Annotated in this window: 17 protein-coding genes, 1 tRNA gene and 1 pseudogene; 5 read left to right on the top strand and 14 right to left on the bottom strand. The window is 57.6% G+C overall.

The window, feature by feature from the left end; genetic code table 11:
* Positions 1 to 140: 140 nt before the first annotated feature.
* From ISP19_RS19560 to ISP19_RS19500, 13 genes and pseudogenes are all read right to left on the bottom strand, one after another.
* Positions 141 to 365: a hypothetical protein gene (locus ISP19_RS19560; RefSeq protein ID WP_204684089.1), complete on the bottom strand. Its 225-nt coding sequence runs from the start codon at positions 363 to 365 to the stop codon at positions 141 to 143.
* 174 nt (positions 366 to 539) lie between these two features.
* A pseudogene (locus tag ISP19_RS19555) lies at positions 540 to 1,004 on the bottom strand (lysozyme family protein); the annotation flags it as partial.
* A gap of 3 nt (positions 1,005 to 1,007) precedes the next feature.
* The gene (gene trbL, locus ISP19_RS19550; protein ID WP_204684087.1) at positions 1,008 to 3,641 is read right to left on the bottom strand and encodes a P-type conjugative transfer protein TrbL; all 2,634 of its coding nucleotides are present in this window, start codon (positions 3,639 to 3,641) and stop codon (positions 1,008 to 1,010) included.
* A 293-nt stretch (positions 3,642 to 3,934) separates the two neighbouring features.
* Positions 3,935 to 4,708, bottom strand: coding sequence for a TrbJ/VirB5 family protein (locus ISP19_RS19545; RefSeq protein ID WP_204684086.1), 774 nt, complete (start codon positions 4,706 to 4,708; stop codon positions 3,935 to 3,937).
* Between the two features lie 115 nt (positions 4,709 to 4,823).
* The gene (locus tag ISP19_RS19540; protein WP_204684085.1) at positions 4,824 to 6,029 is read right to left on the bottom strand and encodes a TrbI/VirB10 family protein; all 1,206 of its coding nucleotides are present in this window, start codon (positions 6,027 to 6,029) and stop codon (positions 4,824 to 4,826) included.
* A gap of 9 nt (positions 6,030 to 6,038) precedes the next feature.
* A complete protein-coding gene (locus ISP19_RS19535; protein ID WP_204684084.1) occupies positions 6,039 to 6,521 on the bottom strand; it encodes a hypothetical protein in 483 nt (160 codons plus the stop codon).
* The gene (trbG, locus tag ISP19_RS19530) at positions 6,518 to 7,414 is read right to left on the bottom strand and encodes a P-type conjugative transfer protein TrbG (RefSeq protein ID WP_204684083.1); all 897 of its coding nucleotides are present in this window, start codon (positions 7,412 to 7,414) and stop codon (positions 6,518 to 6,520) included. The genes ISP19_RS19535 and trbG overlap by 4 nt, the downstream gene beginning before the upstream one ends.
* Before the next feature lie 11 nt (positions 7,415 to 7,425).
* Positions 7,426 to 8,136: a VirB8/TrbF family protein gene (locus tag ISP19_RS19525; protein WP_204684082.1), complete on the bottom strand. Its 711-nt coding sequence runs from the start codon at positions 8,134 to 8,136 to the stop codon at positions 7,426 to 7,428.
* Positions 8,133 to 10,679, bottom strand: coding sequence for a VirB4 family type IV secretion/conjugal transfer ATPase (locus tag ISP19_RS19520; protein ID WP_239556953.1), 2,547 nt, complete (start codon positions 10,677 to 10,679; stop codon positions 8,133 to 8,135). Before ISP19_RS19520 ends, ISP19_RS19525 begins: the two co-directional genes overlap by 4 nt.
* Positions 10,676 to 10,987, bottom strand: a complete 312-nt coding sequence (locus tag ISP19_RS19515; RefSeq protein ID WP_204684081.1) for a conjugal transfer protein TrbD — start codon at positions 10,985 to 10,987, stop codon at positions 10,676 to 10,678. Before ISP19_RS19515 ends, ISP19_RS19520 begins: the two co-directional genes overlap by 4 nt.
* A complete protein-coding gene (locus ISP19_RS21445; protein ID WP_275577154.1) occupies positions 10,987 to 11,415 on the bottom strand; it encodes a TrbC/VirB2 family protein in 429 nt (142 codons plus the stop codon). Before ISP19_RS21445 ends, ISP19_RS19515 begins: the two co-directional genes overlap by 1 nt.
* 21 nt (positions 11,416 to 11,436) lie before the next feature.
* Positions 11,437 to 12,435 carry a P-type conjugative transfer ATPase TrbB gene (gene trbB / locus ISP19_RS19505; RefSeq protein WP_204684080.1) on the bottom strand — a complete coding sequence of 333 codons (999 nt, stop codon included), beginning with the start codon at positions 12,433 to 12,435 and terminating at the stop codon, positions 11,437 to 11,439.
* A 917-nt stretch (positions 12,436 to 13,352) separates the two neighbouring features.
* The gene (locus tag ISP19_RS19500; RefSeq protein WP_204684079.1) at positions 13,353 to 14,513 is read right to left on the bottom strand and encodes an acyl-CoA dehydrogenase family protein; all 1,161 of its coding nucleotides are present in this window, start codon (positions 14,511 to 14,513) and stop codon (positions 13,353 to 13,355) included.
* Positions 14,514 to 14,807: 294 nt separating this feature from the next.
* Between ISP19_RS19500 and ISP19_RS19495 the strand changes: the two genes are divergently transcribed.
* The 3 genes from ISP19_RS19495 (at position 14,808) to metH (ending at position 19,743) form a co-directional block, all read left to right on the top strand.
* Complete coding sequence (locus ISP19_RS19495) at positions 14,808 to 15,734, top strand: ArsR/SmtB family transcription factor (RefSeq protein ID WP_204684078.1); 927 nt, start codon at positions 14,808 to 14,810, stop codon at positions 15,732 to 15,734.
* A gap of 12 nt (positions 15,735 to 15,746) precedes the next feature.
* A complete protein-coding gene (locus tag ISP19_RS19490) occupies positions 15,747 to 16,832 on the top strand; it encodes a homocysteine S-methyltransferase family protein (RefSeq protein WP_204684077.1) in 1,086 nt (361 codons plus the stop codon).
* Between the two features lie 202 nt (positions 16,833 to 17,034).
* Positions 17,035 to 19,743 carry a methionine synthase gene (metH, locus tag ISP19_RS19485; RefSeq protein WP_204684076.1) on the top strand — a complete coding sequence of 903 codons (2,709 nt, stop codon included), beginning with the start codon at positions 17,035 to 17,037 and terminating at the stop codon, positions 19,741 to 19,743.
* Between the two features lie 110 nt (positions 19,744 to 19,853).
* On the opposite strand, the gene ISP19_RS19480 is transcribed toward metH, so the two are convergent.
* A complete protein-coding gene (locus ISP19_RS19480) occupies positions 19,854 to 20,186 on the bottom strand; it encodes a lipid-A-disaccharide synthase N-terminal domain-containing protein (protein WP_204684075.1) in 333 nt (110 codons plus the stop codon).
* Positions 20,187 to 20,316: 130 nt separating this feature from the next.
* On the opposite strand from ISP19_RS19480, the gene ISP19_RS19475 reads away from it, so the two are divergent.
* Together ISP19_RS19475 and ISP19_RS19470 are read left to right on the top strand one after the other, a co-directional pair.
* Positions 20,317 to 20,391: transfer RNA gene (locus ISP19_RS19475), tRNA-Val, on the top strand.
* A gap of 197 nt (positions 20,392 to 20,588) precedes the next feature.
* On the top strand, positions 20,589 to 21,083 hold the full coding sequence (locus tag ISP19_RS19470) for a hypothetical protein (RefSeq protein ID WP_204684074.1): 495 nt from the start codon (positions 20,589 to 20,591) through the stop codon (positions 21,081 to 21,083).
* Positions 21,084 to 21,087: the final 4 nt, after the last annotated feature.

Raw genomic sequence — 21,087 nt, 5'->3', positions numbered from 1 at the left:
CCGCGGGTCTTTTAGGATCGTCAGGCGCGACTTTCATCGTGTCTCCACCCCCGCAGCGACACTAGATAGATCCAATCGAGCCTGCTGACTGCACCGACGACGCACTTGCAGATTGACTCTGCCATGGCCTATTCGTAACGCTATTTCAGCACGCGATTCAGGCAATTCACCGGAATTTCCAATCCAGCCCGGATGCGATGCAGCGCATTGTCTTCATAAATTCCGGCAACTGGCAGCCATGGGAATTGATCCAGATGCGCTACAAATATCAGCGAGATATTTGCTGCCAGCGAGGCGTTTAGGATCAAGGGCTTGCTGTCCACCCAAGTCGCCGTTGACCCTGCGTCGACATGGTTGCCGTGCATGCCCGCCACACGATTTGGAATGTGCGCACAGCCACCATCGCAATTTCCTGGACGCAGATAAGCACGATCATGCGCTGTAGCAAAAGTACCCTGCGCGGGCCACCAAGACCACTCTTAATTGCTGTAAGCCACTGTCATGTGTTTGAACATGGACGATCACTCGGTACCTGCCAATTTCGTGGAGAACAACGTATCTACTGTATGGGTCGTATAGTGCGCGGTTAGCCATTTTCCCCACGCATCCGCTTTCCGGCGGATTTCATGACGGTACGGTGCGTTGTACTGCGGTGTTCGAGAGTGGTAATTCGCCGCGCGTGTCCAGATATCGCCCATGTCATTCTTCAAATGTCCACGCAGCCGCCACGCGGCCAATCGATAGGGATAGCAACCAGGTTGGGCAACGGATTGCGGAGTAATACCGTACTGAGCCAATTGGCGCAGATAAGTGGTATTGAATTGCATAGGCCCTACGTCATAGGTGCCGTTAGTGTTTCTGACCCACTGCCCTGGCTTGCCTCCTTCCTGCTGAGCTACCGCCAGAACGATATTCACCGGCACGCCGTAGGCCAAACCGGCGCCTATGGAACAGACGACCATTTCCTGTTGCTGCGGTGGCATTTCCGGCAACGCGGGAAACATGACTCAATCTCCGTCAGCGTCTGCACCGGACTGCGATGACGATCGATCTCGTAAAGACGTCACTTCATCTTCGGCGGGTGCGGTGGGTCCGGCATGGTCAGGTTTGCCGCTATTGGCAGGTTTCGTGTCGTCCCTGACAGGTTTTCTGTCCTTGCGCGGATGGCGTGGATCGGCGGAAGACGAGGTCTTGCCGGCTTCACGCTTCAATGCAATCTTGTTTTTTCCGGCACGGCGCTTGAACTTGCTCTTGACCGGTCGACTGGAAACAACCGGACTGGGTTGATCGTCTCGCGCCAGTGTACGAGTAGACGAAACCGCCTTCTGGGTCGATGTATCCGGAGCATTCCGGAGCAAATCCTGGTTCGGCCTCTGGGATGAAGTCATCGTGACCGGCATGTTCGACTGGGTCGTGCCGCCTTGGGCAGCACCTGTGCCTGCCACCGTTGTACTGGCCTTTTGCGTGAACGCATCTGACGACGTCCGCGGCAGACCTTGATCCGACTTGCCAGAAGGCGACGACGAAGCAGGCGCATTCGGCTGAGATCCACCGCCAGCCTCCTGGGATTTTTCTGCCGGGACAGGCATGTTCGGCTGCGTCCCAGCTTGAGCCACACCTGCGCCCGCCACTGTTGTACTGGCCTTTTGCGTGGACGCATCCGGCGATGTCCGCGGCAGGCCTTGGTCCGACTTGCCGGATGACGACAAGGCAGACATGTTCGGCTGAAATCCACCGACAGGCTTCTGGGAAGTATCTGCCGACACCGGCATGTTCGGCTGCACTCCGACTTGAACTGCGCCGGTGGCTGCCACGGTGGCATCGACCTTCTGGCTGGACGCGCCATCCATCGACACGCCAGGTGAACCTTGACCCGGTTTGCCGGGAGACGCCACCGAAGTGGGCATGTTTGCTGGCGCCCCAGCACTTTGAGTCGCACCAGCCGCAGCCATCGCCGCGCCAGTGGCCGCCACCGCGACTCCCGCCTGTTGGTTGGACACACCGTCCGATGACGTCCGTGGCGAGCCTTGAGCAGCATGGCCGGAGGACGTCTGCGGAGCGGGCATGTTGGGCTGAAATCCACCACCAAGCGTCGCCCCAGCGGCGGATGTAATTGCTCCTGCGCCGCCGACGGCCGCCATGCCACCATGCTGACGTACATCCGTCATATCGGTTGCAACGGCACCCGATGCTTTAGACGCAGCCGACGCGGCGTTTGATGCACCGCCCTGCATCGGATGGCGGGACGTGCTTTCCTGCATGGCAACGCTACCGGATGTGGTACCCGCAGATGCCAAACCCGCGCGGTACAAAACATTCGTGTTGGATGTTGCAGGCCCGCTATTCTCACCTACTTGCGAATTCGTCTTCTGAGGTGCGGGGGAAGCTTGCGCCGAAGGTGAGGTTGCGTGGAACCCGGGCTGGCTCGAGTCGCCTGCGTGAGTAAAAACGCTACCGCTCTGGCCATCTGCCGCCGATACCGCCTCAGGCGTCACTCGGCCCATTACCGCGTTGTACTGCGGCATATTCATCGACTGATAAACAGGATCACCGACACCCACGCCAACCGTGGCCTGGCGAATAGCCTCGACGGCCGAAGTGCGCACGACTGCTGATGCGCCCTCGATATGGCCGCGCTGATCGCTCCGTTCATGCGAGATTGAAGGGTAATGCGCCCGATAGTCGTTAAATGCTTGCGTCGCGGAGTTATAAACCGAGCTATAAATCGCGCCACTCCCCGTGCTGATGGCGCGCCCGGTCATCGTTGCGGTGCCGGCCAACAGCCCCAGCTGCGAACCCGTAACCATCCTGTACAAAAGGCTCGGCAACTTGATGGAAAGCACCATCATGATCAGGCTAAGCACCAACATTTGCGCAAGCGTGTACATATCGATCGCGGTACCGCCAACGAGCCGGGTCGTCGACGTATACAATGCACTTTCGCCGAACGCGACAATCACCATCAAGCCAAGCAGGGCGATACCCACGGCGATCGCATGCTTGTAGTAGCTAATGGCGACTAGCGATGTCCAACGCGAACCGCCAAAGCCGAGCAGGAAAATACCGCCGTAGGCCAGCATCCAGGCCATGATCAGAACAAGCACAACCTGCGTTCCGATCAGCGCGAGTGCCCCTAGCACCAATAGAGCGACAGTAAAGAGCATCATCTGCTCACCCGGCGCCATGCCGTCTGTCTGGTTGACCGCTGTGTTAAAGATGCTCAAGCCCATGTTGATGATGTTATTGCCGGATACGGCCAGATCACTGCCGCCCTGGCCTTGCCCCGTCAAATCTCCACCGAGCTGCTTGAATGAATTGGTGATAACGGAAATAAGTCCGCTCGAATCACTGGCCTGAGTCAACAGCCAGTAGAAAAGACCTGTAAAGAGGGTGAAGCTGACCATCTCGAAGAAAAATTCGGAAATGTCTGCCCGGCGAAATAACAGAACAACCATGCTCCAGAACAGACCGATGATTGCCAATCCCCAAAAAAGGTTCTCCGCCGCGCCATGGAGAACATCCAGATTGAGATTCAGCGAAGTGAACAGGTTGATCACGCCGGGTACCAGCTGACCATCCTGCGGGGCATTCTGTGCTTGTACTGCGACCGGCAGCAGGCACAGCATCAATGCCAGCAACATCTCACAAGATCTAACACGAAAAGAGAACATAACTAGACCGTTACCCGGCGGCAAAGCCCGGCATCATTCAAAAGACAAGCACTTGTGCAAGGCACTCCGATAGACAAGACCATTCGATTTAAATCCTTTTATTTTTTTCCCATCTCCAATTGCCGATGCTTTTGTGCAAAAAAATCGACAAGCGCTGACTCTGCGCAACATGACAAGCAGCTTCATGATCATTCTGGCGCCTCATGCGAGCCAACACGGATAAGAAGCGCACCAGCCATGTGGCTGGCGCACCCTTTATTCGTTTAGCCTTCAGGACCCGCGCTGTTGCTAGCAAACGTCAGCTTGCTGTTGTCAGCCAAACCCTTCCGCATTGCCTGGCTCTTGGCGTAAGCGCGAGCCTGGCGATCGGTATCCGCCTGCGCAGCGGCTGCCTGCGCGTTGGCTTGAGCGACCATCAGCGAGCGCGTCTCCATTTGCTGCACGGTCTGTTGGGCTGCGAGCGAATTGGCAATCTGCATCTGATTACCAAGGCCTTTCGCATCGTAGGTACGCGCCGCGAAAGCAGAGAGCTGCTTCTTTTCCGCATCCAACTGCGTACTCTGACGATTCACCACCTCAACCAGGTCATTATTGATATCTTGCTGATTACTGATAGCCCCCTGACCGTTGCTGCTGGCATTGGGATCCTCCATATAGCTTCCAACACTACCGTAGTTAGCCGTGTTCACCGCCGTGTTGACCGGAATGACACCTGAGTCAGAACCATAGTAATTGTTGATAACCTGACTCTCGTCATTCCAGGTGAAATTTTTATTTACCTCATAATTATTCTCTGTAATCTCCTTTATATCATTCGTATAATTAGAAATATTCTGCGTACTAGAAGAAATTTGCTGCGTATTGTCGGAAATACCCCACAATTTCCTAGTATTTACTTCGATATCCTTAGCCGTTTTCTCCGTTGCGATATTCGCAGGCACGAACCAAAAGAAGGTCGCCGAAGCCGAACCGGCAAAACCGGCACCCACCATCAGGCTTGCCGCCAACACACTTTTTTTGGCGAACGTGTAAGACATATCTTTCTCCTTGCTATTGTGGCTACCCATCATTGGGCATATTTACGGCCATTGCGTGCGCCCATGGCACGTAACAGGGCTCGCCATTCCTCTGAAGCCAGCGCCGCAACGCCGCTCAGTAATCGAATGGCTGATAAGGCTTTGCAAAGGTGAGATCCTTGACGACCATGACGTTGAACCGATAGCCGGGACGGATCTCAAGCGTTGGCGCGATATTGATGTTTTTCCTTACCATCTCGGTAGCCACCGTACCCATCTGCTGCGCTATGGCCTGCGTCAGGAGAGTATTGGTCGATGTGCCAAAAGGGTCGTTAGCGGGATTTGTTTGCGACGAGTTGACGCCAGCCACGATGCCGGAAAGCAGCAGCGCCGAGCCAAAAATGCGCAAGTAGTGATTGTTGACCTTGTCGCCAAAACCGGCGTAACCGGCACCGTCAGCGCCCGGCATTGAACCAATATCCAATGCCTTTCCATCCGGAAAGACCAATCGCTGCCAGGCAACCAGTACACGCGATTGTCCGTAAACGACCTGGGAGTTGTATGTTCCTACCAGGCGCGTACCCTGCGGGATCAACTTGTATTTGCCGGTGGGCGTGTCGTACACATCCTGACTCACCTGCCCAATGATTTGACCAGGAAGCTCCGAATTGATACCTGACATCAGCACCGCAGGAATGACAAAGCCCGCGCGTAATTCGAACGGCGTCCTAGGTGCTTCCACTGTGTGATCGAGACGCCAGCGATCCGCTTTGTCTTCGTTGCCATCGGAAAACTCCACCCCGTTTCGTGACGCATCTGAAGCATGATCATCCTGCGTGCCGTTCTGAGGTATCCGGGCGGGATCATTGGCGCCACCGGCCTGCACCGCCGAAGCTTGAGATTTGGTATTGTTTTTGGGGATCGCCGTACTGACCTGCATACTCGCGCTGATGGCTTTCTGCAACATAGCCATGCGGGAAGCGCGCAGCGCATCCATTTCCGGATCACCTTTCCCGGGCGGAAACGGTGGTTGGTCGGGATCGTCGACCACAGCGATAGGCAGCGAAGGCTCCTTGATGTCAGCATCCACGATACCGCCGGTACGGCCAGCCGCAGCACCCAGCACCTGATCGGCCATCGCCTTGTCCAGACGCCCTATTTCAGTCCCTGCCGTCCTTTTCACTTTGCTGGCGCGCTCCGCCGCCACCATGACAATAAGAACTATGAACACGACAATCACACCGCACACGATCATCAGCGGCATGTTGTTGACGCGCCGCACACCGGATGCTTTCGCTGGCGGTCTCTTGTCAGAAAGGGGGTCAAATTCATTCCTATCCATGACGGTTCATCACTCGCTGCGTGTCCATTGGCCGGCCGGCTCTACTCGCTCCTGATCCAACGCGTAAAGTCGCCCCAGGCGAATACTTCCCAGGTACAGAGTCATGCCATAAAGCCCGCTGTTGCCGACCTCCACGATGCGGTAATCGAACGCGACACCTGGTGCCGAAACCGCTGGACCCGACGCTTCCGCTGTCCCGGCTCGAGCTTTGCCGGACCGTACTGATACGGGCTCTACCACAGCGTAACCGCGGGCCCGCAAGCCCTGCACCAAAGCCTCTCCGAAACTGTCGGTAGCCGGACGCTTGAGGGATAGTGTCGTTTGTGCGGGTGGAACCACTTGCACCATGGCCCCGATGACGTCATTGGCCGCCGCCTGCCCGACGTCAGATGCAATCCTGGCGCGCGCGGCATCTTGTTTAGGCATCGACGCGCAACCAGCGAACGCTACCAGCATCGGCAAGACCAGCCAGCGTGAGCAGGGGCGCATCATTTCTTGCTCCGCTCAATCATGACCTTCTGCTGCGAACTTCCCACACCAGCGATCAGAACAGCTTTGTCGATCACCGTATCAACGATGTAACGGCTACCCTGCAGGCGATAGTTCACCATCACCTGCTCGTCTTTCTTGAAAGCCGATCCACTGTCGCGAATCGCCAGTAAGGTTGGCGCTTCGGTCTGGGACATCGCCTTGGGCATTTCGATAATGGTCTTGGTGCCGTCGTTATAAACCCGTACCGGTTTCCACGGCGCCGCCCCCCTAAGCTTGTAGTTGAAATCGAGATCGCCAAGGTATTCGCCGGTGGTGGGCAAGGTATTGACCTTGCGCTCCGTCGCTTGCGCACGCTGAAGCGCCGCCCATTGCGCCGCAGCGACTTCCGGATAACTGAAAGCCACGCTAGCCATGTATTCGGTACGATGCGAACGCAATCTCATATGATAGGTACGACGATCGGTCGTAACCACCAACGAAGTCTCCAGACCTACGTCAAGCGGCTTGATAATGAGATGCTGGATAGCGTTGGCACCCGCACCACTCACCGCCGGCTCGACCAGCCAGCGCACCGAGTCGCCCAAATTCACCGAACTGACCTGTTCGCCCGGCTGTAGCGCTACATCGCAAACCTGCATCACGGCGCAAACGATGCTTGGCTCTGTGCCGCCATAAACGAAGGTCACCGTGCCATTGGGACCCGCCACGGGCTTAATGCCATTGGCCGAATCGTTGCTCCATTTCCTGGATATATTCAGCGCCGCCTTTTCCTGTGCGGTAAGTACTGGATTGGTTTTGTTGAAGTAGTTGTCGGCAAGCTCGGTATCCGTTTCCGCATACGTCGCCTGTGCAACCAGGCCGGCGGCCATGGCCAGAAAAATCCTTTTTTTCATATCCTTTCTCTTTAATTCTGTCTCGACCAGGCAAAGTCGGAGACATAAATGCCAAGCGGATTGACCCGCATCTGTTCATCGCCTGCCCCGCCGTCGCCCGCACGTACGCCGGTACTGACCAGCGCACGCATCAAATACGGCTTGCCGATGACCGCGCCACTTTTTCGATCGCGCACGATTTCCTTCCAATCCACCTGCCATGTTTTGGCGGTCTGAGGAATGATGGAAAGGATTTCGGTATTTACCGTCTCTTTTGCAGAGCGGTTGAAAGGATTCATTTCCGGCTTGCCGTTGAGAAATTCCGTCATCTTGTTTGACGCTGGCGTCCCTTTGTTGAGCATGGCGTATACATCGAAGACGGCCTTTCTCTGCAACGCAATATCCGGCGTCACCACGCGTGCATTGGTAATGAAATTACTTACTGCTTCGCGAACTATGCGCGGGTCGATCGCTTCCGTACGCTGTACCGGCGCCTGCGCAGCCACCTGACCAAGCTTGTCCACCTCCACCACATAAGGAATGAAGCGTGACTGACTACCGATGTAGACCAGACCACCCACACTTGCCAGCACGATCATCAGCGAGGTCACCGCCACGACCTGCCAGATCATGCGCGAAGCGACCAGGCTGCCGACATGCGAATTCCAGGTTCGCTGCGCATTGAGATAAGGGTTTTTGCTGTCTTCCGCCGATGGGCGCGACTTCTTCCTGAAAAAACTCATGCCGTAGCTCCGTATTCGGCGATCCTAAGTCCCTTGGTATGCAACCACTCGTCCACCCAGCGCTCACCGTGCGCGGCTTCCAATCGCTTGATGGTGGTAATGGATTCCTTGTCGGTATTGCCCACGAAAGCCAGGGCCAGTGGCCCCAGGGCGAGGTCGTAAAGACGGCGCCCTTTGTCCGAGACGTAGTAGTAGTGCCGCTTTTGCACGGCGGTCGCGATAATCTCGATCTGCCGGAAATTGAGGCCCATCCGCCGATACAGCGCCGACGCGTCTTCTTCGCGCGCAAAACTGTTCGGCAAGAAGATCTTGGTCGCCGTCGACTCGACGATCACGTCCAGAATGCCGGAATTGGCCGCATCCGAGAGACTCTGCGTCGCCATCAGCACCAGGCAGTTCGATTTACGCAGCACCTTCAGCCATTCGCGGATCTTTGCGCGGAACACCGGATGTCCCAGCATCAGCCATGCTTCGTCGAGAATGATCGCGGCCGGCTGACCACACAGCGACTTCTCGATACGACGAAAGAGATACATCAGTACCGGCAACACATATTTGTCGCCCAGATTGAGCAGGTCCTCGATTTCGAATACCGTGAAATCCGACAGCGCCAGCCCATCGTGAGAGGCATCCAGCAAATACCCCATCGCGCCATCGGCCGTATAAGGCTTAAGTGCCTCGCGAATGCTTTCGTCCTGGATCGTCATCACAAACTCGGACAACGTGGAGCTGCCACTCGCGTGCAGGTTAAGCATGGCGTTGCTGATTTCGTTTCGTTGCAACGGCGTCGTGTTCACGCCATTCAAGGCCAGGATGCTGTCGATCCATTCCATGGCCCAGGCGCGATCCGACTTCGTCTCCAGAAATTGCAGCGGACTGAAGGCCAGACTGTCATTGTCACCGGCGACCTCAAAGTGCAAACCGCCACATGCCTTGACCAGCGGATACATCGACATGCCCTTGTCGAAGCAATACAGGGACATGCCCTGGTAGCGACGCAACTGCGCCGCCAGCATGCCCAGATGCGTGGACTTGCCTGCGCCGGTTGGACCAAAGATGAAGGTATGACCCAGGTCGTTGACATGCAGATTCAACCGGAACGGCGTAGCACCTTGGGTCATGCACTGCATCAATGCCGGCGACTGCGGCGGATACATTGGGCACGGCGCGGTAGCGCTGCCGGTCCAGATCGTGCTGCTGGGCAACAAGTCGGCCAGATTAAGTGTGTTCATCAGCGGCCGGCGCACATTTTCGACGCCATGGCCTGGCAAGCTGCCTAGGAACGCGTCCAGGGTATTGATCGTTTCAATCCGTGCCGCAAAACCTCGCGCATTGATCGCCTTTTCCACTTGGCGCGCCGAAGCCGCCAACTGATTGCGATCCTCATGCATCAGCACTACCACACTGGTGTAATAACCCAACGCCACCAGACCGCTATTCACCTCGGCCATGGCGGCCTCGGCGTCATTGACCATCATCAGCGCATCGTGATTGACCGCGCCGCTATTGGTGTTGAAGAACTGGTCGAATACGCCGCGTACTTTTTGGCGCCATTTCTTCCTGTACTTTTCCAGGTCACTAAGTGCCTCGTGCGTGTCCATGAAGATGAAGCGGTTGGACCAGCGGTATTCGCAGTTCAACTCTGCCAGCACACCGAGCATGCCCGGATAGGATTCCAGCGGAAAGCCTTCGATAGCCACCACCTGAATAAAGTGCCGCCCGATCTTTGGCACGACGCCACTCCACAATTCTTGCCCACCGATCAGCGCATCCAGGTACACCGGATTGCTCGGCAACTGGATCGGGTGATCCGTGCCGCTGACACAAAATTGCAGCCATCGCAGGAAATCGTCATAGGTAACCTGCCCGCCCTCTTCCGTATCCTTGGCATGGCCTCGCAAACGCATCAGGCGAATCACACTGGAGATACGCGATTCAAAGGTTTCGCACTCACGCTTGAAGTGCTCGATCACCGATAGGGTCCGCTCCGCCCGGCTACCGATTTCCATATCGTCGTCGAACATCAGCTCGGCAAATTTTCGCTGTGCCAGCGGCGGTGAAAAATAGGTCAATGTGAGCACGAAGTAGCCTTCATACATCGTGCCAAGACTTTGAAACAGCCGGCGCCGCTCTTCATCGATAGCCGCTGACACCGGGTCAGGGAAAGCGGATGCATCCGGTGATGCATAGCCGGTTGCGTGCTTGCGCACCGCATCCACATGGATCATCCAACCATTACCCAGCCGCGCCATGGCCTGGTTCAACCGCATGGAAACCAGCTCACGCTGCTCGTCCGTACTGCTGGCGATATCATCGCCTTCGTACAGCCATGCGGCCATGAACGAGCCGTTTTTGCCCACGATCACGCCATCGTCGACCACCGCAGCGTAGTTGAGCAGATCGGCCGTACCTTGACCGCCATCGCGATACTTCCTGAGCTTTACCTCGGAATCCAGCTTGCGAATGCGCAGGAATAACGTAAGCGTCAACAGCACGCCCAGTGCTGCTATCGCGATAGTCAGCGCAACAATTACCAGCATCATCGGAACTGCTTATCCTCGGCGACACCGTTGACCCGATAAGGGGTGGAGCGCGGCGGGTAGTAGACGCGATAGCGACGTTGACGCAGGTATACATGACGCATCCTGGGGTCAGCCTTGGCCATCGCTCGAAATACCATCAGTGCCAGCGTCCACAACGTGACGCCGACCACGAAGGCTTTGAATTCCTGCGCACTGAAGACCAGCGCCCCGGCCAGCAAACCGCTGAACATCACGAGTTCACGGTCCCCACCAAGAAAGAGGGTATGCCGGTTACCCACGCGACGAATGGGAATGGTTCGGATGGCCATCAGCCCAACACCACTTGCAGGCCTTGAAGAAAAGCCGCCCCATGCACCGTCACCCCACGCATCGCAATGGTCGCTGCGTCGCTGCTTATGAATTTAATGACATACGACGCATTGACGAGAACCGCTATCACCAGAACCAGAAACACCATCGAGCGCATAAATCCACTCAATTCACCGCCAAAAATAAGTATGGCTCCCGCTGCCACAATGCCAATCAATGAAATTGAAAAAGCAACGGGACCGGAAAGTGATTCGCCCAAATTTTTCAGAGGTGTCTCAAACGGGAGGCTGTCCTGGCCTGTGCCAGCGCCCACGTCGGTCGCGTGCGCCAAATCCGGCACAAGCACCATCGCCGACGCTACACACAACATCAGCATGACCATGCCGTACTTTTCCCAAAGCCGCAGAACGGCAGCGTTACTGACCATAAATTCACTCACTAGGTTGGTTTAGATTTGACGCAGCTGATAGCGCCCGTTGTCGTAGCCACCGACTTCGACGATTTCGCGAACGCTTCGACCGGTTGGCGTTCGTCCGATATGCACGAGCACGTGCACGGCTTCGCCAATCAGCGGCTCGATGGGTCTGGGCGCATCCGGATGCATGCTGATTAGCATCGCCAGGCGACTCAGGCCGGCACGCGCATCATTAGCGTGCAACGTCGCAGCTCCGCCTTCATGGCCGGTATTCCAGGCCATCAGCAAATCCAGCGCCTCCGGACCACGCACCTCACCCACCAAAATGCGATCCGGACGCATGCGCAAGGAAGTGCGCAATAGTTGCGTCATGCTGATATCCGGCGACGTGCGGTACTGCACGTGATTTTCGGCGATACATTGAATTTCACCGGTGTCTTCGATGATCAGCACGCGCTCTTCAGCACACTGCTCCGACATTTCGCGAATGATGGCGTTGACCAGGGTCGTCTTGCCCGAGCCGGTTCCACCGATGACCAGGATATTGCGGTGATTGCGTACAGCCTGCACAAGAATCTCACGCTGTCTTGCCGTCATGATTCCCTTCTCTACGTATTTCTCCAACGAGAACACCGCCACGGCCCTTTTCCGTATCGCAAAGGTCGGGGCACTCACGATCGGCGTGAGCTGCGCCGCAAAGCGTGAGCCATCGAGTGGGAATTCGGATTCCAGCACCGGATTGGCCGCGGTGATTTCCTTGCCATAGAAACCCGCGACCGTCTTGATCACTGCCTCGGATTGACTGGCTCGCATACGGCCGATGGGCCGCATGCCCTCACCCAGCCGCTCCTGCCAGAGCCTGCCGTCGGCATTCAGCATGATTTCAACCGTAGTCGGATCGCGAAAGGCAGCCATAAAGGTTGCACCCAAGTCGCGAATCAGTTTTTCCTTGGCTCGCTCCTTGACTGAAACCGGTGCCACACCAGCAACTTGCGAAGCTTCCACAATCCGTCCCGCCCCTATCAGCAACATCCCTGTGCGCGCTCTTATGGGTCCAAAAACAACCACTCAAGAACGCTCTCAACAACTCGACAATCAGTTGCGCGTTGACATGGCAAATTACTATCAAACCATGCCTAAAAAACACCACAGACGCGCACAACTCCTCATTCGTACGCGAACGTGCGGCATCCACCTACAAATCGCACAAGCCATCAGCGCATCCTTTAGCCACCAACAGGGCGGTCAATACGGCGAACGTCATCAGTGTATGTACTGATCATCGTCGTGGTGCGGTATATATTTATATCTGTCGAACCCTCCATTGGCCGAGAAAAACAGAAAGCGGCAGACGTCCTATCAGACGGGACTTGGTGTCGTAACCGACTTATCCGAGATGCGCGAAACGGAGCACGCGCCGCGGCCCGGTCGTGATGTCGAAGTACAACCTGTCGCCGCGCCGATTAATTGCGCTGCAATGGGATGGAATCCACGAGGCATGGCAAGCATGGCGCGGCATTGGCAGTCCACGCGAAATGACTCTCACTCTATCGATAAGCGCTCAGATCAGGGAGCTACGACCGTGTCGATCGGGAGCGAGCTGCGCCCGTGAAGTGGGCAAGACGCCTTGCGGTCGGGATTACGCAGTACGCGGTTGTGCTTCAACCGCCTCGATAAAGCGGCGCATCCACATGGACGTCTTCGAAACGCACGATCTGATCCGTGTCACTGACTTCGGTGCACGGCCGGGCGTTCTATTTCCGCACGTGGTGCCGCGTCCCTTGCGATGCGGCGTCTGCGTGGACGCCTTTGAACAGGCTCCACGAGAAGACAACCACGCCTTCTTTCATCCGCCACCGGAATGCATTCCGCATTCCGGTGGACTAGTGATACGCCGTCCAGTTACCACGCACGGGCTGAACGACCCTGCACGAGTACTGCTCAACGTATCAACGCAAACCGGTTTCGGCGCGTGCAATCACCATGCGCTGGATTTCGCTGGTGCCTTCATAGATCTCGGTGATCTTGGCATCACGGAAGTAGCGCTCCAACGGCATTTCCTTGGAGTAGCCCATGCCGCCGTGGATCTGTACGGCCTGATGTGCAATCCACATCGCCGCTTCGGAAGCCACCAGCTTGGCTACTGACGCCTCGGTGCCGAAACGGCCGCCATTCTTCTCCGCCTGACCCTTTGCCCACGCCGCGCGCAGCGTCAGCAGGGTGGCGGCGTCGAGCTTGCACTTCATGTCGGCGATCTTCGCCTGCGTCATCTGGAAAGTGCCGATCGGCTGGCCGAACGCCTTGCGATCACGCGACCATTGCAGCGTTGCTTCGTAGGCGGCGCGGGCGATACCGACTGCCTGCGAGGCAATGCCGATGCGGCCGGCGTCGAGTACGCCCATGGCGATGGAGAAGCCCTTGCCCTCTTCACCCAGGAGGTCGTCTTTCGAGCAGACATAATCGTTGAACTCGATTTCACAGGTGGCCGACGCGCGAATACCGAGCTTCGGTTCGGTCTTACCTGCGTGGAAGCCCGATTTCTGCGTATCAATGATGAACGCCGACACGCCCTTCGCACCAATACCCGGCGTGGAAATGGCGAACAGCACCATATAGCGTGCCACCGGGCCCGAGGTGATCCAGCTCTTCTTGCCATTGATCACCCAGTCGCCGTCATCATTCTTGCAGGCACGCGTATGCATGGCCGAAGCATCCGAGCCCGACTGCGGCTCTGTCAGCGCGTAGGCGCCGATCGCCTCGCCTTCCGCGATGGCACGCACGTACTTCTGCTTCTGCGCTTCCGTACCGTGCTTGAGGATGCCATTGCAGAACAGCGAGTTGTTCACCGACATGATGGTGGAGGTCGCCGCATCTGCCGCGGCAATCTCGATCATCGCCAGCACGTAGCCGATCGGATCCATACCCGCCCCGCCGTATTCATGCGGCACTTCGATACCCATCAGGCCCAACTGCCCCATCTCGCGAATATTCTCCAGCGGAAACTCGCCCTTGGCGTCGAGCTCGGCCGCTACCGGCACAATGCGCTTCTGCGCGAAATCGCGGGCAATCGCCTGGATGGAGAGCTGGTCTTCGGTAAAACGGAAATCCATGAGGGGCTCCGGGGACGAACAGGTGGGAGAGCCGGCCATTTTAGCCGGGAGCGGGCACGGAGCCTTGTGCAGGTGCAGCAAGAGCTAGGGGAGAAGAGAGAGGAGTGAGAGGTTAGAGAAAAGCCTGTCGGCACCGACGGATGCTCTCTCTCACTTCTAACTCCTCTCACTTCTAACTCCTCTCACTTCTAACTCCTCTCACTTCTAACTCCTCTCTCTTCTCTCCTGGCTCTTGACGCTTGCCCGTTCCACACCTACCCTAACCATCTCTCTATCGCGATATAAGGATGCACGATGGATCTGGCCACCGCCTCCAGCGTGTTGCGCCTGTTGGCCGATCCCACTCGCGTGCGGCTGCTGGCCCTGCTCGAACGCGAGGAGCTGACCGTGGCCGAACTCGCCGCTGTGCTGCATCTGGCGCAACCGCGCGTGTCCACCCACCTGGCTAAGCTCAAGGAAGCCGAACTGGTCCGTGACCGGCGTGCCGGCGTTTCCGCTTATTACCGCGCCAATAGCGAAGGCGATGAGCGTCAACACGCCTTGATCCGTTCGCTGCGCGAAAGCATCGATGACGCCCTGCTACGCGAAGATGCCGCTCGTCTGCCCGGCGTACTCGCCGAACGCGCCCGCGATGAAGGCTGGGCCGATACGGTTGCAGGCGACATGGAGCGCCACTATTCACCCGGCCGCACCTGGGAAACCCTGACCCGTTCGTTGCTGCAATTACTCGAAACCGGCGATGTGCTGGATATCGCGTCCGGTGACGGTGTTACCGCGGAACTGCTGGCTCCGCATGCACGCTCGATCGTCTGCGTGGATGCGGGCGAGCGCGTGGTGGAAGCGGCTGCCAAACGGCTCGCCAACTTCGACAACGTCGAAGTACGCCACGGTGACATGCATGCATTGTCACTGGAAGCCAATCGTTTTGATCTGGTGTTGATGCTGCACGCGCTGACCTATTCCGAGCATCCGCCCAAGGCCATCGCCGAAGCCGCGCGCGTCTTGCGTCCAGGCGGCAAACTGCTGGCCGTTACCCTCGACCGACATGATCACCGCGCCGTCGTGGAGCCCTTCGATCACCGCAACCTGGGCTTTACACAGCAGGATCTGACCAAGCTCGCCGCCCAGGCCAAGCTGGAGGTCATCAGTTGCAATCGCTTGAGCCGCGAGCGCAAGGCACCACATTTCGAAGTCATCAGCCTGTTGGCGCGCAAGCCGTAAAGGAGTTTCCTCATGAGCACCCTGCCCTGGCTTCATCCTGACCGTGTCGCGTTGCTCGAAGCCGCTCTGCGCCAGCGCATTCTAATTCTCGATGGCGGCATGGGCACCATGCTGCAAGGTCATCAGCTGGATGAAACCGGCTTTCGCGGCGAACGCTTCGTCGATGGACATGACGGCAACCACGCACATGGTCACGATCATCCCGGTTCCTGCGACCTGAAAGGTAACAACGACCTGTTGACGCTCACCCAGCCCGAGATCATCCGCGGCGTTCATGAGGCCTATCTGGAAGCCGGTGCCGATCTGATCGAAACCAACACCTTCAATTCCACGCGCATCAGCCAGGCGGACTACCACCTGGAACATCTGGCTTACGAGTTGAATCGTGAAGGAGCGAAGCTGGCCCGCGCGGCCTGTGACACGTATACGGCGAAGACGCCGGACAAGCCGCGTTTCGTCATCGGCATTCTCGGGCCCACCAGCAGAACTGCGTCGCTGTCACCGGACGTCAACGACCCCGGCTTTCGCAATGTCACCTTTGAAGAGTTGGTCGACAACTACACCGAATCGGCCAGCGGCCTGATCGATGGCGGCGCCGACATGATCATGGTCGAGACCATCTTCGACACGCTCAACGCCAAAGCCGCCTTGTTCGCACTGAGCGAGCTGTTCCGCGCTCGTGGCTCCCGCTTGCCCGTGATGATATCCGGCACTATTACCGACCGCTCCGGCCGCACGCTGTCGGGTCAAACGTCGGAAGCGTTCTACTACTCGATCAAGCATATCCGTCCACTGTCGGTGGGATTGAATTGCGCGCTCGGCGCGGCCGACCTGCGCCCGCATGTGCAAACGCTATCGAACGTGGCCGGATGCTACGTCAGCACGCATCCAAACGCGGGGCTGCCAAACGCCTTCGGCGAATACGATGAAACGCCGGCGCAGATGGCTGCGGTGATTGGTGGATTCGCGCGCGATGGCCTGCTCAACATGGTAGGTGGCTGCTGCGGCACAACGCCCGCGCATATCAAGGCGATTGCGGAGGCAGTGAGCCAATGCGCGCCACGCGCGCTGCCGTCTGAAGAGCAGGAAGCAGCATGAGCGGCTTTTTCTTATTGCCCCAAACAGCTCCCTCTCCCCTCCGGAGAGAGAGTTGGGGCGAGAGTACAGCCGCGCGCGGAGCTTCGTACGTGCAGCCACAGATCTCGCGTTCAAACGCTGGCAGTCCAACCCTCACGCAAGATTATTCCCTCACCCACACCCTCTCCCCGAAGGGGAGAGGGTGTGAACACGCGCGTCATTAATGAACATCACACGCTACACCCGCCTCGCCGGCCTGGAACCGCTGGTCATCACGCCAGACCTGCTGTTCGTCAATGTCGGCGAGCGCACCAATGTCACTGGCTCGGCGCAGTTCAAGAAATTGGTCAAGGAAGAACGCTACGAAGAAGCCGTTGACGTTGCACGTCAGCAGGTTGCCAATGGCGCGCAGATCATTGATGTAAACATGGATGAGGGCCTGATCGATTCCGAGGCAGCGATGACACGCTTCCTCAACCTGATCGCCGCCGAACCCGACATCGCCCGCGTGCCGGTGATGGTCGACTCCTCCAAGTGGAGTGTGATTGAAGCTGGCCTGCGCTGCCTGCAAGGCAAAGGCGTGGTCAACTCGATCTCGATGAAGGAGGGCGAGGACGTCTTCCTTGAGCATGCCCGCAAAGTGCTGGAATACGGCGCCGCCGTGGTGGTGATGGCCTTCGACGAACAGGGCCAGGCCGATACCTGCGCGCGCAAAGTGGACATCTGCTCGCGCGCGTACAAGCTGCTGACCGAAGAACTGGACTTTCCGCCGGAAGACATCATCTTCGATCCGAACATTTTCGCCATCGCCACCGGCATCGAAGAGCACAACAACTACGCCGTGGATTTCATCGAAGCCACGCGCGAGCTGAAAAAGCGCTTCCCGCTCAGCCATGTGTCAGGCGGCGTATCCAACGTATCATTCTCGTTCCGCGGCAACAACACGGTACGTGAAGCGATCCACTCCGTATTCCTGTACCACGCGATCAAAGCCGGCATGGACATGGGCATCGTCAATGCTGGTGCGTTGATGATCTACGACGATGTGCCCGCGCAATTGCGCGAACGCGTTGAAGACGTAGTACTCAACCGTCGCGCTGACGCCACTGAGCGCCTGCTGGAAATCGCCGATCAGTACAAAGCCAGGAAAGGCGAAACCGTTACCGAAAATCTGGCCTGGCGAGAGAAACCGGTGCACGAACGCCTTGCCCATGCGCTCGTGCACGGCATCGACCAGTACGTCGACGAAGACACCGAAGACGCACGCCAGCAATCCAGTCGCCCCCTGGACGTGATCGAAGGCCCGCTGATGGCCGGCATGAACGTCGTTGGCGACCTGTTTGGCGCCGGCAAGATGTTCCTGCCACAAGTGGTGAAATCCGCTCGCGTAATGAAGAAAGCCGTGGCCTATCTGCTGCCGTATATCGAGGCAGAAAAACTGCGCACGGGCGATGCCGGCAAGAACAACGGCACTATCGTGATGGCCACCGTCAAAGGCGATGTGCACGACATCGGCAAGAATATTGTCGGCGTGGTGCTCCGCTGCAACAACTTTGAGGTCATCGATCTTGGCGTGATGGTGCCGGCACAGAAGATCCTGGACACCGCCCGCGAACACAACGCCGATATCATCGGCCTGTCCGGCCTGATCACGCCGTCACTGGAAGAAATGAGTCAGGTCGCACGCGAAATGCAGCGACAGGATTTCCAGATTCCGCTGCTGATCGGCGGCGCCACCACGTCGCGTGCGCACACCGCGCTGAAGATCGAGCCGCATTACAAATCCCCTACCGTGTGGGTGAAGGACGCCTCGCGCGCTGTCGGCGTCGCGCAATCGCTGATCAGCAAGGAACTGGTCGACAACTTCATGGCGAAGATCCGAACCGAATACGCGGACATTCGCGAACGCCACAAGAACCGCAGCACCGCCAAGACCCTGGTGCCACTGCAACATGCGCGCAATCAGCGCTTTCAGGGCGATTGGACCAACTACACACCGCCGCAGCCCCAAAAGCCCGGTCTGACCGTGTTCGACGATTACGATCTGGCCGAACTGCGCCAGTACATCGACTGGACGCCATTCTTCCAGGCTTGGGAACTGGCAGGCCGTTACCCTGCGATCCTTGAGGACGACATCGTCGGCAAGCAGGCCACTGAACTATTCGCCGATGCGCAGGCGATGCTCGACAAGATCATTGCCGAGCGCTGGCTTACCGCACGTGGCGTCATCGGTTTCTGGCCGGCACACAGCATCGGCGACGATATCGAGATCACCACGGCTAAAAACCTCGCACGCTCCGGGAAACAAACGGGCGCACGCCTGCATCACCTGCGCCAACAAGCGGAAAAACCTGTCGAACGCCCCGACTTCTGCCTATCTGACTTCATCGCCCCCAAGGACGAAAACAAGCAGGACTGGCTGGGCGGCTTTGCCGTCACCGCCGGCATCGGCATCGAAGAGCACGTTGCGCGCTTCGAGGCCGCGCACGATGACTACTCCGCGATCCTGCTCAAGGCCTTGGCTGACCGGCTGGCGGAAGCCTTTGCCGAGCGCATACACGAACGCGTTCGCCGCGAATTCTGGGGTTATCAGTCCGAGGAATCGCTCGACAACGAAGCGCTAATCAACGAGAAATACCTCGGCATCCGCCCTGCCCCCGGTTATCCCGCCTGCCCGGATCACACCGAAAAAACGGCGCTGTTCGAATTGCTCGACGCCACCCGCAACACCGGCATCGAGCTGACGGAAGGTTTCGCCATGTACCCGGCAGCGGCGGTATCCGGCTGGTATTTCTCCCACCCTGGCAGCCAGTATTTCGTAGTGGGCCGCATCACCCGCGAACAGGTTGATGATTACGCGAAGCGCAAAGGCTGGACACGCGAAGAAGCCGAACGATGGCTGGCGCCGAATCTGGACTACGATCCCGAGTAGGGGGAGCCAGGAGTGAGTGGAGAGGAGTGAGAAGTGAGAGAAGAGCTTCTGCGCTGCGATAAACGGGCCTTTCTCTTACTTCTCACTCCTCTCCACTCACTCCTCGCCTTTCACGCGGTATCGTCGCCGGTCGTATTGTTCTTGTGATGCCGCAGGTGCACCACCAGGTTGTAGACCGACACGAATACCGGGAAGAAATTGGAAAGAATGCCCACCGAGTCGTTCTTGCCGAAGACAAAATAGGCCAGCAACAAGGCACTGCCCGTCACCGACATCCACCAGAACGAAAGCGGCATGACCACCCGCTTGTATTTGCGGGTGTAATACAGCTGCACGAACCAGCGGCCGGTGAACATCAGGGTGCCCAGATAGCCGACTGCCTTCCACGGTGTCAGGTGGAAATTCTGCAGGGAATGCAGGATATGCGAGAGATCGAAGTGCATGGGGAAGGCTGCTTAAGGAGGGGAACGGGACATTTTAGCCGCCCAGCGCTCAGGGCTGATCAAGGGAACGGCAAACCCGCCAGGTGGTTGACCTATCCGCTCGTAATCCGTATAGTTGCGCGTTCACGGCGGGCGGTTAGCTCAGCGGTAGAGCACTGCCTTCACACGGCAGGTGTCACAAGTTCGATCCTTGTACCGCCCACCAACCTATTCAACGACTTAGGCCACCCCATCGGGTGGCCTTTTTCGTTGTGGTTCAATAGGGCCGCGGGCTCTGGCGGTACGGTAATCACCAGGGATTTCGCCACATCAAACGGACGAACTACATCCTTACTCAGCCACAGGGGCGTGACGATGAGAAAGGCACAGGGAATATCGATCGCTACGGTTTTTTCAGCTGTCATGTCGACGATAACGCTGGCATCGCCGCCGAATATCAGCGACGAACAAGTAACCAACAGCGTGCAAACCATGCAACTGGTTCCCAACACCCCTACGTATGCCATGTGGGCAAACTGGATTCGCACACAGATCGCGCGCGATACGGCCAACTATCATGATTTCCGCAATGGCCAGTTCGTCGCCAAAGCCATCAGCACGGATGTGGATCTGATTACCATCAGGACAGCGATTCGCTCCACCAATACCGAATCATCCCCCTCACTGCATTCGCATGCATCGCTGGATGAAAAGCCTGCATTGCTTCCGATAGCCGGGCAGCCGGGCGAACACGTCACCATCGTTTCGCAAACCACGATGACCTATCTGTCATGGACGTATATCTGGAACACGGATGCCGACGAAGGTCATGGCGGCTGGCAACTGACAGGCAGCGCTTTTCACGACTGCCAATACATGCCCGACCGAATGCCGGACGTTCGCTGTCAAAAAAGCTGAGCGG

It is taken from the genome of Dyella flava (assembly GCF_016904955.1).
Lineage (GTDB): Bacteria > Pseudomonadota > Gammaproteobacteria > Xanthomonadales > Rhodanobacteraceae > Dyella_B > Dyella_B flava.
Note: the sequence above shows the minus strand (reverse complement) of the source record. Positions and strands in the feature narration are given on the sequence as shown.